Here is a 17,407-nt window from a genome sequence, read left to right on the forward strand (position 1 = left end):
AATGTTTATCTTTGCACCCTAAAATTTTATAAAAATATTCTTGCTCAATGCAAAACATTAGAAACATTGCGATCATCGCTCACGTCGACCACGGTAAAACTACGCTTGTAGACAAAATTTTATATTTTACCAATCAATTCAGAGAAAATGAAAATGCTGGTGAATTAATCCTAGACAATAATGATTTAGAGCGTGAGCGCGGGATCACTATTGTATCTAAGAACGTATCAGTAACATATAAAGGTGTTAAAATCAACATCATCGATACCCCAGGTCACGCCGATTTCGGTGGTGAAGTAGAGCGTGTATTGAAGATGGCTGATGGAGTAGTGCTATTGGTCGATGCTTTCGAAGGACCAATGCCTCAAACACGTTTCGTTACAGGTAAAGCTTTGGGATTAGGTATCAAACCTATCGTCGTTGTCAATAAAGTCGATAAAGAAAACTGTCGTCCTGAAGAAGTATACGAACATGTTTTTGACCTATTCTTCAACTTAGGTGCTACTGAAGAGCAATTGGACTTCCCAGTATTGTACGGTTCTTCAAAACAAGGATGGATGTCTACAGATTGGAAAAATCGTACTGAAGACTTCACGGACTTGTTGGAAGCCATCATCAAATATATCCCTGCACCAGAAGTATCTGAAGGTACTTTGCAAATGCAGGTAACATCATTGGATTATTCGACGTTCGTAGGACGTATCGCTATCGGTCGTGTTGCTCGTGGTACAATCAAAGAAAACCAACCTGTTTCTTTGGTGAAACGCGACGGAAAAGTTGTAAAATCAAGAGTTAAAGAGCTACAGGTATTTGAAGGTTTGGGCCGTATCAAAGTATCTGAAGTACATGCAGGTGATATCTGTGCTGTAGTAGGTATCGAAGGTTTCGATATCGGTGATACCATTGCAGATTTCGAAAATCCAGAGCAATTGGAAGTTATCAGCATTGATGAACCAACAATGAACATGTTGTTTACCATCAATAACTCTCCTTTCTTCGGTAAAGAAGGTAAATTGGTAACATCACGTAACATCTACGATCGTTTACAAAAAGAGTTGGAGAAAAACTTAGCACTACGTGTCGTTCCTACAGAGTCTCCAGATGCTTGGTTGGTATACGGACGTGGTATCCTTCACTTGTCCGTATTGATCGAAACAATGCGTCGCGAAGGTTATGAGTTGCAGGTAGGCCAGCCACAAGTTATCATCAAAGAAATCGATGGTCAAAAATGTGAACCTATCGAAGAACTTGTTGTTGACGTACCTTCTGATGTGTCAGGAAAAGTAATTGAGTTGGTTACACAACGTAAAGGTGAGTTGTTGATTATGGAAGCTAGAGGAGATATGCAACATCTTGAGTTCTCTATTCCTTCTCGTGGTATTATCGGTTTACGTAACAACGTGTTGACAGCAACAGCGGGTGAAGCTGTTATGGCGCACCGTTTGAAAGGTTACGAGCCTTGGAAAGGTACAATTCCTGGTCGTTTGGCAGGTGTATTGATCTCTTTGGATACGGGTTCAACAACAGCATACTCCATCGATAAGTTACAAGACCGTGGTCGTTTCTTCGTAGATCCAGGTGTGGATGTATATGAAGGACAAATCCTAGGTGAACACATCCGTGACAATGATTTAACGATCAACGTTACCAAAGGAAAACAGTTGACAAATATGCGTGCTTCTGGTTCTGACGACAACGTACGTATTGCACCAGCAATCAAATTCTCCTTGGAAGAATGTATGGAGTATATTCAAGCTGACGAGTATATTGAGGTGACACCGCAATCAATGCGTCTACGTAAAATCTATTTGACTGAAAACGAGCGTAAAGTAAACGCGAAGAAATTTCAATAGTCAATAGTTAAACGCTATATAAAAAAGCCATCGAATCTGATTCGATGGCTTTTTTCGTTATTGATAATTCAAAGCGCTGCCTTAGCAAACATTTGTGGATCTGTTACTTTTAGACCTATTTGTTATCATGCAGGGGCCAATGAACTCACCGAGGGCGGCTAATGGACAGAAAGAATTCGTTATCATTGCTATTGCTGCATGCGAGATCATAAACGTTTTTTGAAATTCAGGTGATAGAAAACCAAATAGCTTTTTAATTCGCAGGAATATAATCAGCCAAGAATACGTAACTTTGTGTGAGATAAGGATTATTATGAGTAAACAGGTGGAGCATACTCCAAAAGAATATATTCAGATAAAGGGTGCAAGAGTTAATAACTTAAAGAATATTGACGTTGATATCCCTAAAAATAAGTTGGTTGTTATCACTGGAATGTCGGGCTCAGGAAAATCATCCTTAGCTTTTGATACGCTCTATGCCGAAGGACAGCGACGTTATGTCGAGAGTCTTTCTTCGTACGCAAGACAGTTTATGGGGCGGATGAATAAACCGGAGGTGGATTACATCAAAGGTATTGCTCCAGCGATTGCCATAGAACAACGGGTCATTACGTCCAACCCCCGTTCGACGGTGGGGACATCCACTGAGATCTATGATTATCTGAAATTGTTGTATGCCCGGATCGGCAAGACAATTTCTCCGATATCCGGCCGCGAGGTGACCAAAGACAGTGTGAGTTCAGTGGTGGATTTTGCGTTGAATTTGGAAGAGGGGACAACGGTGACACTTCTTGCTCCGCTAGTGTCTTCTCACGGACGAAAACTTAAGGAAGAACTGTCGCTCTTGTTACAGAAAGGTTTTGTACGGGTCGTCTATCAGGATAACATGCAGAAAATTGAAGCTATCGTTGACGATAAGGCGATCGCCAATAAAGATTTGCAGGATGGAGAAGTACTTATAGTTGTCGACCGGGTTCGCATTGAACAGGACGATGATACCGTCAATCGACTTTCTGACTCGGTCCAAACAGGTTTTTTTGAGGGTAAAGGCGAGCTCTATATGGAGGAAAATGGTCAGCGACATCATTTCTCCCATAAATTTGAACTTGATGGCATAACCTTTGAAGAACCTACACCAAATTTCTTCAGTTTCAATAATCCTTATGGTGCCTGTCGCCGATGTGAAGGTTACGGGAAGATCATTGGTATTGATCCCGATCTTGTTATACCAGACAAGAGCCGATCGGTTTACGATGGCGCGATTGCACCTTGGCGAGGAGAGAAAATGGGCGAGTGGCTACAGAGACTTGTCAAAAGTTCACTGAAATTTGATTTCCCGATACATCGTGCATACATGGACCTGACTGCGGCGCAGAAAGAGCTACTGTGGACGGGAAATCAATATTTTGAAGGCCTTACCCAGTTCTTCGAAGAACTTGAAGCCCAAACCTATAAAATTCAATACCGTGTGATGTTATCGCGCTACCGTGGGAAGACAGATTGCCCGGATTGCCGCGGTACCCGATTGCGAAAAGATGCTACCTATGTGAAAGTTGGGGGCAAGTCTATCACCGATATCGTATTGATGCCACTTGAAGAAGCCTTGGCGTTTTTTAAAACGTTACCGCTGGTCGGTAATGAGTTGGTCATTGCCAAAAGACTTCTTGCTGAAATTAATAACAGGTTGCAATTTTTGTGCGATGTTGGATTAAGTTATCTGACGCTGAACCGGCTGTCGAATACCCTTTCAGGCGGTGAGTCGCAGCGGATCAACCTGGCTACTTCATTAGGGAGTTCGCTCGTAGGTTCTATCTATGTGTTGGACGAACCAAGTATCGGGCTCCATCCACGTGATACACAGCGCCTGATTTCTGTGCTGAAATCTCTCCGCGATGTTGGCAATACGGTTGTAGTGGTCGAGCATGAGCAGGAAATGATGGAAGCTGCCGATTACCTGATCGATATCGGACCGGAAGCGGGAATCAATGGCGGCGAGATGGTCTTTGCGGGTACATATCAGCAGATTCTGAAAGACACAAAAAGTCTTACGGGTCAATACCTCAGTGGCAAAAGCCAGATTGAGGTACCCCAAAAACGCCGTCCATGGACCAATAGCGTAACCATTAAAGGAGCACATGAGAATAATCTGAAGGGGATTGACGTTCAGTTTCCCTTAAATACGTTCACCGTGGTCACCGGGGTTTCGGGATCCGGAAAGACTTCTTTGGTCAAACGTATTCTCTATCCGGCTTTGCAAAAATCGATCGGTAATTATTCGGGTGAACAAACAGGTGTTTATGATGCGATTGAAGGAGATATCACAGAGGTAGAACAAATTGAAATGGTGGACCAAAATCCAATCGGTCGCTCTTCACGGTCGAATCCGGTGACTTACGTGAAAGCCTGGGATGAGATCAGGGCTTTATATGCCAGCCAGGCGCCGGCCAAAGCGGCAGGATTGAAGCCGGCAGCCTTTTCATTTAATGTGGAAGGCGGACGTTGTGATATCTGTCAGGGTGAAGGTGAAGTTAAAATTGAAATGCAATTTATGGCCGATATAATTTTGCCATGTGAAGCCTGTGGAGGAAAGAGATTTAAGCAATTTGTACTTGATGTACATTACAAAAATAAGTCAGTAGCGGATGTGCTTGAGCTGAGTGTGGATGAAGCGATCACATTTTTTGCAGACCAGCCGAAGATATTGGCTAAGTTACAGCCTTTACAGGACGTTGGGCTGGGCTACGTGAAGCTCGGACAATCTTCGAGTACCTTGTCTGGCGGTGAAGCACAGCGCATTAAACTGGCCTCTTTCCTGATTAAGGGTAATAACAGTAAGAAGACACTCTTTATCTTTGATGAGCCAACAACAGGCTTACACTTTCAGGATATTAAAAAGCTATTGAAATCATTCGATGCACTGATTGCCCTAGGGAACAGTATATTGGTGATCGAGCACAATATGGATATGATCAAATCGGCAGATTGGGTGATCGATATTGGTCCAGAAGGTGGAAATAAAGGCGGAAAGCTAGTCTTTGCGGGTCTTCCGGAAGAACTTATCCATTGTAAAGATTCTTATACAGGTCAATTTTTAAAAGCACATTTAAAAGATTAAACCCTACTTTAGCGAAGTGAAGTATCTTTATCAGGGTAACTGGGCTGCCCATAAGTTGCGCTTTATTGTTCCTTTTTTTAAGGCCTGATGGGATACTTTGTAAGAAATAAAAAACTAATATTTTAATACTTAATACGATTATGATTAAAAGATTTTTTTTAAGTGTCGTCCTTGGAATAGCAGCGCTTTCGTCCATGGCGCAGCAACCGGAAAGACCAAAATTGGTTGTCGGCCTGATGGTGGACCAAATGCGTTGGGATTATTTATATCGTTTTGCGGATCGATATGGAAATGATGGTTTCAAACGACTTTTGAAAGAAGGATTTTCCTGTGAAAATACATTGATTAATTATATTCCGACATACACGGCCATTGGGCACAGTTCGGTATATACAGGCTCAGTTCCCTCCATACATGGTATTGCGGGCAATGACTGGATCGAAGAACAGACGGGAAAGAATATGTACTGTACGCAGGACGATAATGTTGTCGGTGTAGGGACTACCGCCAAGGAAGGGCAGCAGTCCCCACGTAATTTGCTTGCGTCGACTGTAACGGATCAATTGAAACTCGCTTCTAACTTTAAATCGAAAGTGATCGGTATCGCGATTAAAGACCGTGGTGGTATTCTGCCTGCGGGGCATTTTGCTGATGCAGCGTATTGGTTCGAAGCAAAATCAGGTGATTGGATCACCTCTAATTTCTACATGGATAAACTGCCAAAATGGGTGGTAGACTTCAACAAGAGAAAATTGGCCGAAAAATACCTGAAAGGCGACTGGAAGCCCATGTATGATATCAGCACCTATGCTGCCAACAGTATTGCAGATGATAATATCTACGAAGGTAAATACCCTGGCGAAGAAAAACCGACTTTGCCGCGCGCAACTTCTAAGCTAATGAAAGACGAAGGCTATGAGCTGATCAAAACCACACCAATGGGAAATCAGTTTACCTTGGATCTGGCAATGGAAGCAATCAAAAATGAGCAGATGGGAAATAACCCAACTAAAAATACCGACTTCCTTTGTGTGAGCCTTTCAGCAACAGATTACGTCGGACACCGCTATTCATTGACAGCAGTGGAGATTGAAGATATCTACCTGCAGCTTGATAAACAACTTGCCGATTTCTTCAACTATTTGGACAAGACCGTGGGTAAAGGAAACTATACCTTCTTCCTGACTGCAGATCATGGGGCTTCTTATAACTCTCGGTTCTTTATGGACATGAAAGGAAATGGCGGTTATTTCTATTCCCGTCAGATTATCACAGGACTTAACAAAACCCTTAAAGAGAAATTTGGACAAGAGAAGCTAGTGAAAAGCATGATGAACTATCAGGTACATTTAAACAATCAATTGATTGATTCGTTGAATTTGGATCGCGATAAAATAAAAGAGACTATCATTCGTGAGCTTCGCCATACAGAAGGTGTCGCATATGTGGCTGATATGGAAAAAGGCGAAAGTCTGATGATTCCGGCGCCTATTCGCGAAAAAATGATCAATGGTTACAACTTTAAACGTAGTGGTGCAATTCAGATTGTTTGTGAACCGCAATGGTATGACGGTACGCCGCGCTCGACTGGTACAACACATGGTACCTGGTCTGGCTATGATTCCCATATTCCTTTGGTCTTTATGGGTTGGGGAATTAAACCCGGTGTATCTAATACGGAGGTACATATTGTGGATATTGCACCGACAATTTCGTCGTTATTGCACATTACCGAGCCCAATGGTAGTATCGGCAAACCGATCACAGCGGTATTGGGTCAATAAGGAGACTGTTGGTACCTGCTAAATCTGGCAGGTTTTATTCTATTGAATAAAAAACGTAAATTTGCAATTCAACAGGGGGTAAACAAACTATGCTTTCCAAAAAGACAAAATATGCAATAAAGGCACTGATGGTGCTTGGTCGTAATTACGGTAATGAGCCTATGCAAATCGTGAAGATTGCGCAGGAGGAGAATATTCCAAAAAAATTCTTGGAACAAATTCTGCTTGAAATGCGAAATGCCGGAATTCTTTATAGCAAAAAAGGAGCTGGTGGCGGTTACAGCCTCAATAAGGCTCCTGAAGATGTTTTCTTATCCCAGGTGATGCGCCTGATCGATGGGCCCATAGCCTTGCTGCCCTGCGTGAGCTTAAACTTCTACCGTTCGTGCGAAGAGTGTACACAGGAGCATGCCTGTGGCATACGCGATACCTTCGTAGAGGTGAGAAATGCCATGTTGCAGATTTTAAACGATACCAGTATTGCCCATTTAATCAATAAGGAAAAAGAATTGAACCTGAATGTAGATTAAAGGAAATAAAATATATTTTTCTATTTATACTGGAGGCGTAACAAATAAGTTACGCCTCTTTTTTTGTGTAGTAAATAATTGGCATAGAGCGAATTAATGTATTTTGTTTGAACGATACAAGTCTATTTTATTAATTGCATAATTATTTAACATTATTTTACGAATTTTCCGTAGCAACATGTATATATTTACCCCGACAATATATAAACGAAAATTTATGAAACTAACCTATTCCCTAGTTTTGTTTCTTTTATTTTCTGTCCTGGGTTCCAAGTCCTATGCACAACATAAACTTGTGGGATCGGTGGCAGATATCAAAGATCTTGCAAAACTACATCAAGCTTCAATCGCGCTGCTCAGTCCCAAAGATTCGATTTTGGTTAAATTTGGCCGGACGAAGGAAAATGGAACATTCCAAATTGCTAATCTAGACACAGGTACCTATAAAATGGTGGTTTCCTATCCACAGTATGCTGACTTGGTAAAGGATATCCATGTGGCTGCCCAAGACTTAGATATTGGTATTGTAAAGCTATCCAAGGCAGCTCTACTGCTGGAAGAGGTTCAGGTAAATGGTAAAATTCCGGTGGTGATCAAAGGCGATACGATAGAATATGATGCAGGTAGTTTTAAAGTAGAGAAGGATGCTAAAGTGGAAGACCTGCTAAAGGTATTACCGGGTATTACAATGGATGGATCAGGCAAGATCATCGCGCAGGGGAAGGAAGTGAAAAAGGTGTTGCTTGATGGTGAAGAGTTTTTTGGCGATGACCCAACGCTAATCACTAAGAATATTCGGTCAGATATGGTCAGCAAAGTACAGGTCTATGAAAAGAAATCGGATCTTGCCGTACGTACCGGCGTGGATGACGGAGAACGTACACAGACAATTGATATCAAGCTCAAAGAAGATAAGAAAAAGGGGATGTTTGGTCAGGCTGTTGCGGGAGCTGGTACCGATAAATATTATGGCGGAAAAGTCATGCTCAATAAGTTTAAGGGCTCGCAGAAAATTGCTGCTTATGGTATTCTGGCCAATGATGGAATGGTCGGATTGGGGTTTGAAGATAGCCAAAAATATGGTGTGGGCGGAAGTAGCAATGTGCAGATGATGGAGGGCGGAGGCATTATGATTTCCTCTGGCGGTGATGGTTCTGATGGGGGATGGGACGGTAAATACTATGGTGGTGGCGTACCTAAGGCTGTCAACATGGGAGCAAGCTATTCGGATAAGTCCAAAGATGATAAGCATAAGATCAATGTCAACTTCAAGCGGAATCAGATCAATGTCAACAATACAAGTACATACAACGCACAGAATAACCTTCCTGAGCGTGCGCAGGTGGATAACAATGTGACCACATCTGAAACTGAAACACAGGCAAATATTGCAAATCTACGGTATGACTATAAGCTTGATTCGCTTGCTGACCTTACTGTCACCATGGGCTTTACCAAATCTAGCCGTGACAATTTATCCAATTCCGAAGCAGATCAACGTAAATTGGATGGCACATTGATTACACGGACTTCATCCAGGACAGATTTAAATAACGATCAGGATCGATTTAATATAAATGCGATGCTTACACGTCGTTTCAAAAAGGACCGCCGTTCCATTACTTTCAATGTCAATGCGAATGCAGATCAAAATCGCAACAAAACACAGTATTTTTCGGAAAACTTCTTCCAAAGTTCCGGAGATACAACCTTGATCGATCAATATAAAAATGATAAGCTGGCGAACAATACCTACGGTGCTTCAGTAACCTATTCGGAGCCGCTTTCTAAAAGGCTGACCGCTGCAATAGGCTATGCATTCAATCAAAATAAATCGGAAACACTCAATCAGTCATTTGATAAAGATCCGGCTACAGGAAAATATACGGTATTGGACCAAAACCTGCTCAACGATTTTGATTTTAACAGTTTAAAAAATGGTGTCAACGCCTCCTTGAATTACAAGTCGAATACATTAACAGTAAATTTGAGCAATCGAGTTGATTTTGAGCAGGTCAAGAGAACCTATAACAACCTGAATACAATACTGCAGCGGAACCAGACATCTGTTGCTCCAAATCTTTCCATCAACTACAAAATCTCGAAAAGCAAAAATGTAAGCTTCCGCTACAGCGGCCGCACGAGTCAGCCTTCGTTGACACAAATAGAGCCGTTGAAACAAAATTCCCAGCCACTCGTTGAGTATTTGGATAATCCAGATCTGAAAGCGGGCTTTGATAACTCCTATTCAGTTAATTTCAATAACTACAAGCAGTTAAAGGATCAGAGTATCTATTTTTATGTGAGTGCAGATCAAGGAAAGAAAAGTATCAACAATAGCGTACGCTATGATCTAGATAAAGGTACGCAGCAAATTTCCTACGTGAATATTGATAAAGACAATTGGCGTATGTATGGCGGTGGAGGATACAGTTTTGTATTGAAGAAAAAATGGGGATTAAAAATGAACTTGGGTATGAACGCGCAGTACAACAGCCAGTTTAGCTATTTATCTACTTACAACGAAGATCCTGAGCTCAATAGAAATCAAACATGGAGTGTGGCGCCGAGCCTTGGCTTCAGTCGGTACAAGGCAAATAAAATGGATTTTTACATCTCCATGAGCCCTGGTGTGGAGCAGATGAATTCCTATTTGCAACCTGAGTTAAATCGCATGACTTTTAAATTTAGGACGTTCTCGGAGATTACGTATTATTTACCAAAAGACTTCAAAATTTCCCTGTCGACAAACCAGAATTATCAGGCAGCGACGAAAACATTGCAATCCATTAATATCATTAATATGAATGGCTATGTTTCCAAAAAATTATTGAAAGATAAGTCTTTGGAAGTACAGGTATTTGTCAACGATATTTTAAACAAAAATAATGGGGTGTACCGTTATCAAAATGGAACTTCATTTATCCAGACCAGCAACGATGTACTGCGTCGTTATGGAATGCTAAAAGTAATCTACAATTTTACAACAATGAACCGTCCATGATTAAATTAACGATTTTGTTTTCAATGATTTCCATGAATTTAATCATGGTAAGCTCCATCTGGCCGATGGAAAAATTAAATTATTTACAGATGAAAGGAGATGCCAAATGAGTAAGTATATCAAGTTGATGGTCTGGGTATTATTGCTGAGCTCAGGAGCAGCCCATGCACAACATGCGTATTTTCCGAGCAGCGGAACGGTGACTTATGAACGGAAGTTTCATGTGCAGAATTTCTTAAAACGTAATTATCTCAGCAAACCCGATTTAGATACCTGGGATAAGCTGATGGTCGACAATGCGGTAAAGAATGGGCCTGCAGAGGTGGTGACCCACCATATTCTGAAATTTTACGATAATGAAACCCTGTTTGAAACGGTGCAGGAAGATTATCCTGCAAATTATCGTCATGTGACTCACTATAATTCTATTCTTCCGGATTCAAAAACGTACATTAATTTCCAGAATCAGGAATTCTTAAAATTGCTCCCCTTTGGAGATGATCAGCTCTTGCTTAAAGATTCATTGCCTGCGGTTAAATGGAAATATACGGATGAATACCGAAATATTGCGGGATATGATTGTCGGAGAGCCAATGGAATTATTCAAGATTCTGTCTATGTAGTAGCCTTTTTTGCGGGACAAATACCAATCTCTGGTGGGCCTGAGCTTATCCATGGGCTCCCTGGGCTGGTAATGGGGATATCTATACCGAGCATGAATGTCAATATGTTTGCCACAAAGGTGGAGATTACCAATACAGCATTTTCCAATGTGCTGACCAAAAAGAAAAAGGTGGTTGCGGAATCCAGAACGGAGATCATAAAGAAGCTGAAATATACCGTCTATGACTATATGGATGAGAAGGCGTTTAAGAAGCGTTTGCAGAGTATACTGTTCTAGCGAAAGTAATAACAGAAAAAAGTGAAGGGGCTAAAAGTCTGGTCAAACCCTTCGAGAATGAATAGCTGAAATGCTGTTGAGGGCGCGATGCATAAAATGGCATAAAAACGGGACTATCCAAGAAAGTTTGATAGTCCCGTTTAATATAAAAGGAATGTACGTTTTAAATTAACGTACCGTACTTCCGACTTTAATTGCTGTATCTGGTTTGACAAAATCCAATCGACCATCAGCGTCTTCTGCCATCAGGATCATTCCTTGTGACATAATTCCTTTTATTTCACGAGGCTCAAGATTGACTAAGATGGATACCTGACGGCCTACGATTTCCTCAGGACTGAAGAACTCTGCGATACCCGAAACGACCGTGCGTGTATCTAAGCCAGTGTCTATTGTCAATTTTAACAACTTCTTGGTTTTGGCAACTTTTTCAGCGGCTGTAATGGTTCCGACACGGATATCCATTTTAACAAAATCATCGAAGCTAATATTTTCTTTTGCTGGAGCAACCTTGGCATTATCGGCTAGGTTTTTTGCTTTTGCTTCGGCAAGCTTATTCAATTGGAAGTCGACTTGTTCATCGGTTATTTTGTCGAATAACAATTGCACTTCACCCAATTGGTGTCCAGCTTGGATCAAAGCATCTGAACCTGCGTCGTTCCAGTTCCCTTGTGGAAAATTAAGCATTTCAAATAATTTGATCGCTGTTTTTGGCAAGAACGGCTGTGCAAGAACAGCAAGATTGGCCACGATCTGAGCAGCTACATGTAAGATTGTTTTGACACGTTCCTCATCTGTTTTGATGATTTTCCATGGTTCTTCATCTGCAAGATATTTGTTGCCGAGACGAGCGACATTCATAAATTCTGCCAAAGCCTCACGGAAACGGAATTGCTCCAAAGAAGATTTGATCGAAGCAGGGTATGATTTCAGTTCATCCAATACCGCTTGATCTACAGCTGTTAGTGGCGAACCTTTCAATACCTTGCCATCAAAATATTTGTGGGAAAGTACCAAGACACGGTTGACAAAGTTTCCAAAAATAGCAACGAGCTCATTGTTGATCCGAGCTTGGAAATCTTTCCAGGTAAACTCGGCATCCGAAGTTTCCGGTAATATGGCTGTCAATACATAGCGCAATTCATCCTGCTTATCAGGAAATTCCTGTAGGTATTCATGTAACCAAACCGCATGGTTTCTGGACGTGGACAGCTTATCGCCCTCCAGGTTCAGGAATTCGTTGGCGGGAATATTTTCTGGTAAAATATAGTCGCCGTGTGCATGAAGAATCGCTGGGAAAATAATACAGTGGAAAACAATATTATCTTTTCCAATAAAATGGATCAGCGTAGAATCGTCTGCGGGGTTTTCATGGGTTTTCCAATAGTCTTCCCAGTTTTTACCATGGTCTAAAGCCCACTGTTTTGTTGCTGAGATATACCCGATAGGTGCATCTAACCAAACATATAGTTTTTTACCCGCTGCTTCAGCCAAAGGTACATCGACGCCCCAATCCAGATCTCTTGTCATTGAACGCGGCTGTAAACCGGATTTAAGCCAAGATTGACATTGGCCAAAAACGTTGGACTTCAGGATATTTTTCTTTCCTTCGATCAGCCATTTTTCAAGCCAAGGCTGGTATTTATCCAAAGGTAGATACCAATGTTTCGTTTCTTTCAAAACTGGCGTTTTTCCGCTTAACGTTGAAATCGGGTTGATCAAATCTGTTGGGCTAAGTGATGTCCCACACTTTTCACATTGGTCACCATAGGCGCCTTCGGACTTACAATTTGGACAAGTTCCCGTAATGTAACGGTCGGCCAAAAACTGATGGTATTCCTCATCGTAGTACTGCTCGGAAAATTTCTCCACAAATTCGCCTTTGTTGTAAAGGTTCAAGAAGAAATCCTGGGATAACTGGTGATGTATGGGCTCCGACGTACGGTGATAGATATCGAAAGAGATACCAAATTCCTCAAAGCTTTCTTTGATTTGTTTATTGTATTTGTCAATGATTTGTTGCGGGGTGATGCCCTCTTTTTTTGCACGGATGGTAATCGCCGCACCATGCTCATCTGAACCACATACATAGACTACATCTTTTTGATTCAGACGCAAATAGCGGACAAAGATATCCCCTGGGATATAAGCTCCGGCGAGGTGTCCAATATGTAAAGGACCATTGGCATAAGGTAATGCCGATGTGATGGTATAACGTTTTTTATCTAGAATACTCAATGCTTGAAAGTATATTAAAGTGTGTACTTGTTTTCTTTGGCAAACTTAGATAAATTGCTGTTTATATGCAATATAAATGCGTGTCATATCGAACAATTTATTCTTGAATTCTTGTTTTGACTTATTTCTACGATTATTTCAACTTGATTAAAATGCGCTTCCATTTAACAGCTTGTTATCGTAGAAATATTATTCAACATAGCGGTAGAAAACTTAGATAAATTTACGTTTATTTGTACATATAAGCACCATATATCAAGTATATTTCTAATCGGACTTTGCAATGTAGCGGTCCTTTTTTTTGAAAGTGTTTGATGTTATTGGCCAGAAAGATTCTTCAGTTCGCTTGCATAGCTGTTGCTGTCTTCGAAGCCATGAAGGTTTTGTTTGATCATTAGCGATAAAAAAGATGTCCAAAATACCTGATTTTCTGAAAGAAGGCGATAAAGTAGCTATTGTTTGTCCTGCGAGTTTTATACGAGGCTCTATTGATGTTGGCATAAAAACATTGGAGAACTGGGGGCTGGAAGTTGTGGTTGGGAAGACTGTTGGGACATCGTTCCATCAGTTTGCCGGAGATGACAATTTACGCGCTGCCGATCTGCAGTGGGCATTGGATGATCCGTCGATTAAAGCGGTTTTTGCTGCGCGCGGAGGTTACGGTTGTGTTCGTATTGTCGATCAGATAGATTTTTCGAGCTTTGAAAAAGATCCCAAATGGTTGGTGGGTTTTAGCGATATAACCGTATTGCATAGTCATATTCAACGGAACTATAAAATTGCAACAATACATGGACAGATGCCAAAGTCTTTTGAAACGGGCACAAAAGCATCGTTGGAAACGTTAAAAAATGCATTGTTTGGCCATACTATGGATTTTGACTACGAGCAAACGTTATTCCCCAATCGTGCGGGTAAAGGCGAAGGAAAATTGGTCGGCGGAAATTTAGCAATCTTACTATCTGTACTTGCTTCTAATTCGGATGTCAATTACAAGAATAAAATTCTATTTATTGAAGATGTCGGTGAAGCCTATTACTCCGTAGACAGAATGCTAAGGGCGTTGAAACGCGCGGGGAAATTAAAAAAATTGAATGGTCTAATTGTAGGTGGCTTTTCTGCGATGAAAGACAATGATCCTGCTTTTGGGCAGCGTGTGGAGGAAATTGTGTGGGATATAGTTAAAGAATATGATTTTCCGGTAGCATTTGGCTATCCTGCCGGGCATATTGATGATAATCACGCCCTGGTATTTGGGCGAAAAGTAAAATTGCAGACTACAGCTGATTCTGTTCAGTTAACCTATTTGTAGGGGAAGCTGAACAGAATCTCGTTGTTTTATTTATTGATTATCCCGTTTATTGATTATCCCGAATGTACAGGGATGACCATCATGGCAGCCTGACTCTTCCAGGCCATCTTTTGCGCAATGCTCGTATTGAAAATTCGACTTAATAAGCCCTTGTCCCGATGGAAAGTGACCATCATGTCGATATGATTTTCGTTGATGTATTGGTTGATCCCTGCAGCAATGTCTGCGTTGAGGATATAACTATAGATGGGATGATAAGGAGCAAGTAAATCCTGCATGGTTTTTATTTCGGCATTTACCGCCTTATTTGCAGGATCTTCTTTAGTCACATGGACGACATAGACCTCACTTTTCCGTAATACTTCGGACGCATTCACCAAAAGACGGTTTAATTTTAGTTTTACCTCTTTGAGATTGGTGGCGATCAACATCTTTTTGGGTACCCGAAATTCTGCCCGTGCGGGGACCACCAGTAATGGTGTGTGACAATTTTCGATTAGCTTGAGGGTATTGCTTCCAAGAAGCAGTTTCTTTAGGCCGCTTTTACCTGCAGTTCCGACGATAACAAGGTCAATGTCCTCCTCAGCACAGGTACGGTTTACACCATAGCTAAGTTCATATTCTTCAAGAACTGATTTCCAGGCAATGCCCTCAGGAAAAAGCAACATCAGTTCCTGTTGCCAGGTATTGAGGTCCTTTTGCTTTTCTTCCAAGATTTCTGAATTGCTGATGACAACAGGTTCAGTACCTACGGTAGGGATTACTTCGTACGTGTGGTATAGGACAACCTTTTCAATGCCCCAAAGTGGAGCTAATTGTGCGGCATATCGAGCAGCAGCATAGGCATTGTCCGAAAAGTCTGTTAACAAGAGTAGGTTTTTCATCCTTTAGTTATTTGTTGATCCATAATCCGTGGCTAAGGTCCTTTACGCTGTCTTAGCCGTTCCAAAGCATTATAATCGGGTCTATCGTCATCAAATTACGCATTAAGTATTATAAATGCAATAGCTTTATTTATTATGGTAAGTACGGTGAGCTGTTCAATTTAAATAATTTCATTAATTTAGGGAGATCGGTAATTCAAGTTTTAATAAATTAAACGTTTTTTATGGCAATTTGGAATTCATTGGGTAAATATAGGGATACGGGACTTTTGGTCTTGCGTGTTGGACTTGGGGTGATGATGATCATGCATGGTCTGCCCAAATTGCAGGGCGGTCCTGAGCTCTGGGCAGGTGTCGGAAAATCAATGGGTAATATTGGTATTCATTTTATGCCTACTTTTTGGGGCTTTATGGCAGCTGCTACCGAAACTGTTGGAGGGCTATTTTTACTGCTGGGGCTCTTTTTCCGACCAGCGGCATTATTGCTTGCATTTACGATGGTCATCGCTGGATTAATGCATCTTTCTAAAGGAGATGGTATCGCTGGTGCATCACATGCGATTGAGCTTTGCTTTGTGTTTTTAGGACTTATCCTTATTGGGCCGGGTAAACATTCGGTTGACAAGAAATAAGAGATTTCTCGGGAAGAGATTTCCCGGAGGAACAACGATACGACAAAAACGCCGCAATGTATTCTAAATTGCGGCGTTTTTGTCGTATAATTTGTTTCTATTGGACGACGAGTCCATCGCTGTGGATATGTACAAAGTACAGATTTCTACGATCTATCCATGGGAATAACCAGTAAGTTGGCCGCGCCATTCCAGGCTATTTTTTTAGAAATGCTTGTTTTGAATAGGCTCGCTAATAGTCCTTGCTCTTTATGGAATGAAAGTATGAGATCAATATGTTTCTCTTTGGCATATTCTTCAATACCTAGTGCAATATCATCATGGCTGATGTAGTCGTAAATCGGATGATATTTATCTAGGCGTTCATGGAGGTGCTTTAATTCCTGTGCCAAGTCTGCGGCTGAACCTTCTTTTTTAGCAACATTCAACACATACAATTGTGCATTGAACGTATCTAACACCTGATCTAAATTGAATAAATCCAGCTTTCTGTCTACCTCCTTCAGATCGGTTGTCGCCAACACATTTTTGGGGATGGCAGGATTTACCTTATGGGAAACGATAAGCATGGGCTTAATGCAGATGTCCATCAGTGTAATAGCATTACTTCCGACCAGGATCTTAGCAAAACCTGTTTGTCCGGTGATACCCAATGCGACAAGGTCAATGTCGTGCGATTTGCACATGTCGTTGACTCCCAATGGCAGATCAACATCTTCCATCTGATGTGTAAGTTCCACTTGTGGAGGGAACAATAATCTAATTTGGTCAAACCATGCTGTCAGTTCTTTCTCTTTGGCCTCTTTTACCTCATCATTGACAACAACAATCGGTTCGTTATCGACAAGGGTAACACTGTTGTACGTATGGTAGATAATAACCTTTTGCGTTTTCCAGGCTTCTGTGCATAGGGCTACTTGTTGTGCTGCCAGAAGAGCATTTTCTGAAAAGTCAGTTAACAGGAGGATACGTTTCATGATGTTCTTTTTTATACGTTTAACTTCTATAACCTGGTTGGTGCATTCTGTCCTGCCAAATCTTTAGCGTATGAGCTAAGGGGATCATTCGGACTTCAAGCAGTACCGGTATATTACTAAAACAATGAATGTAGCAATAAGTTACAAAGAAAACGTGAATTTAATGTTAAACTCTCC

11 protein-coding genes are annotated in these 17,407 nt (G+C 41.3%); 8 read left to right on the forward strand and 3 right to left on the reverse strand.

Annotation, left to right across the window (positions count from 1 at the left end; genetic code table 11):
- The first annotated feature begins 47 nt into the window (after positions 1–47).
- The 6 genes from typA (at position 48) to B2O97_RS19645 (ending at position 11,187) form a co-directional block, all read left to right on the forward strand.
- A complete protein-coding gene (typA, locus tag B2O97_RS19620) occupies positions 48–1,853 on the forward strand; it encodes a translational GTPase TypA (RefSeq protein WP_070565863.1) in 1,806 nt (601 codons plus the stop codon).
- 313 nt (positions 1,854–2,166) lie between these two features.
- Entirely contained in the window at positions 2,167–4,968 is a 2,802-nt protein-coding gene (uvrA, locus tag B2O97_RS19625) for an excinuclease ABC subunit UvrA (protein ID WP_286767947.1), read from the forward strand.
- Between the two features lie 140 nt (positions 4,969–5,108).
- A complete protein-coding gene (gene pafA, locus B2O97_RS19630) occupies positions 5,109–6,752 on the forward strand; it encodes an alkaline phosphatase PafA (RefSeq protein ID WP_112375273.1) in 1,644 nt (547 codons plus the stop codon).
- 89 nt (positions 6,753–6,841) lie between these two features.
- Complete coding sequence (locus B2O97_RS19635) at positions 6,842–7,282, forward strand: RrF2 family transcriptional regulator (RefSeq protein WP_046673766.1); 441 nt, start codon at positions 6,842–6,844, stop codon at positions 7,280–7,282.
- Positions 7,283–7,499: 217 nt separating this feature from the next.
- The gene (locus tag B2O97_RS19640) at positions 7,500–10,286 is read left to right on the forward strand and encodes an outer membrane beta-barrel protein (protein WP_286767948.1); all 2,787 of its coding nucleotides are present in this window, start codon (positions 7,500–7,502) and stop codon (positions 10,284–10,286) included.
- Between the two features lie 106 nt (positions 10,287–10,392).
- Positions 10,393–11,187 (forward strand): GLPGLI family protein, encoded by a 795-nt coding sequence (locus B2O97_RS19645; RefSeq protein ID WP_286767949.1) that lies wholly within the window; start codon positions 10,393–10,395, stop codon positions 11,185–11,187.
- Between the two features lie 168 nt (positions 11,188–11,355).
- On the opposite strand, the gene metG is transcribed toward B2O97_RS19645, so the two are convergent.
- Positions 11,356–13,425 (reverse strand): methionine--tRNA ligase, encoded by a 2,070-nt coding sequence (gene metG, locus B2O97_RS19650; protein WP_286767950.1) that lies wholly within the window; start codon positions 13,423–13,425, stop codon positions 11,356–11,358.
- Positions 13,426–13,834: 409 nt separating this feature from the next.
- Between metG and B2O97_RS19655 the strand changes: the two genes are divergently transcribed.
- Positions 13,835–14,737, forward strand: coding sequence for a S66 peptidase family protein (locus B2O97_RS19655; RefSeq protein ID WP_286735559.1), 903 nt, complete (start codon positions 13,835–13,837; stop codon positions 14,735–14,737).
- A gap of 53 nt (positions 14,738–14,790) precedes the next feature.
- Here B2O97_RS19655 and B2O97_RS19660 read toward each other — a convergent pair whose 3' ends face one another.
- Positions 14,791–15,621 carry a universal stress protein gene (locus B2O97_RS19660; RefSeq protein WP_075990521.1) on the reverse strand — a complete coding sequence of 277 codons (831 nt, stop codon included), beginning with the start codon at positions 15,619–15,621 and terminating at the stop codon, positions 14,791–14,793.
- A 224-nt stretch (positions 15,622–15,845) separates the two neighbouring features.
- On the opposite strand from B2O97_RS19660, the gene B2O97_RS19665 reads away from it, so the two are divergent.
- On the forward strand, positions 15,846–16,253 hold the full coding sequence (locus tag B2O97_RS19665; protein ID WP_112375279.1) for a DoxX family protein: 408 nt from the start codon (positions 15,846–15,848) through the stop codon (positions 16,251–16,253).
- 146 nt (positions 16,254–16,399) lie between these two features.
- On the opposite strand, the gene B2O97_RS19670 is transcribed toward B2O97_RS19665, so the two are convergent.
- Positions 16,400–17,230 carry a universal stress protein gene (locus B2O97_RS19670; RefSeq protein ID WP_286767951.1) on the reverse strand — a complete coding sequence of 277 codons (831 nt, stop codon included), beginning with the start codon at positions 17,228–17,230 and terminating at the stop codon, positions 16,400–16,402.
- Positions 17,231–17,407 lie beyond the last annotated feature (177 nt).

The sequence above is a fragment of the Sphingobacterium sp. UBA865 genome, from assembly GCF_002295765.1.
GTDB classification, from domain to species: domain Bacteria; phylum Bacteroidota; class Bacteroidia; order Sphingobacteriales; family Sphingobacteriaceae; genus Sphingobacterium; species Sphingobacterium multivorum.

Bases quoted from the DNA above. Each gene is read 5' to 3' on its own strand.
- typA (WP_070565863.1), top strand. From the start codon at position 48: ATGCAAAACATTAGAAACATTGCGATCATCGCTCACGTCGACCACGGT.
- uvrA (WP_286767947.1), top strand. From the start codon at position 2,167: ATGAGTAAACAGGTGGAGCATACTCCAAAAGAATATATTCAGATAAAG.
- pafA (WP_112375273.1), top strand. From the start codon at position 5,109: ATGATTAAAAGATTTTTTTTAAGTGTCGTCCTTGGAATAGCAGCGCTT.
- B2O97_RS19635 (WP_046673766.1), top strand. From the start codon at position 6,842: ATGCTTTCCAAAAAGACAAAATATGCAATAAAGGCACTGATGGTGCTT.
- B2O97_RS19640 (WP_286767948.1), top strand. From the start codon at position 7,500: ATGAAACTAACCTATTCCCTAGTTTTGTTTCTTTTATTTTCTGTCCTG.
- B2O97_RS19645 (WP_286767949.1), top strand. From the start codon at position 10,393: ATGAGTAAGTATATCAAGTTGATGGTCTGGGTATTATTGCTGAGCTCA.
- B2O97_RS19655 (WP_286735559.1), top strand. From the start codon at position 13,835: ATGTCCAAAATACCTGATTTTCTGAAAGAAGGCGATAAAGTAGCTATT.
- B2O97_RS19660 (WP_075990521.1), bottom strand. From the start codon at position 15,621: ATGAAAAACCTACTCTTGTTAACAGACTTTTCGGACAATGCCTATGCT.
- B2O97_RS19665 (WP_112375279.1), top strand. From the start codon at position 15,846: ATGGCAATTTGGAATTCATTGGGTAAATATAGGGATACGGGACTTTTG.
- B2O97_RS19670 (WP_286767951.1), bottom strand. From the start codon at position 17,230: ATGAAACGTATCCTCCTGTTAACTGACTTTTCAGAAAATGCTCTTCTG.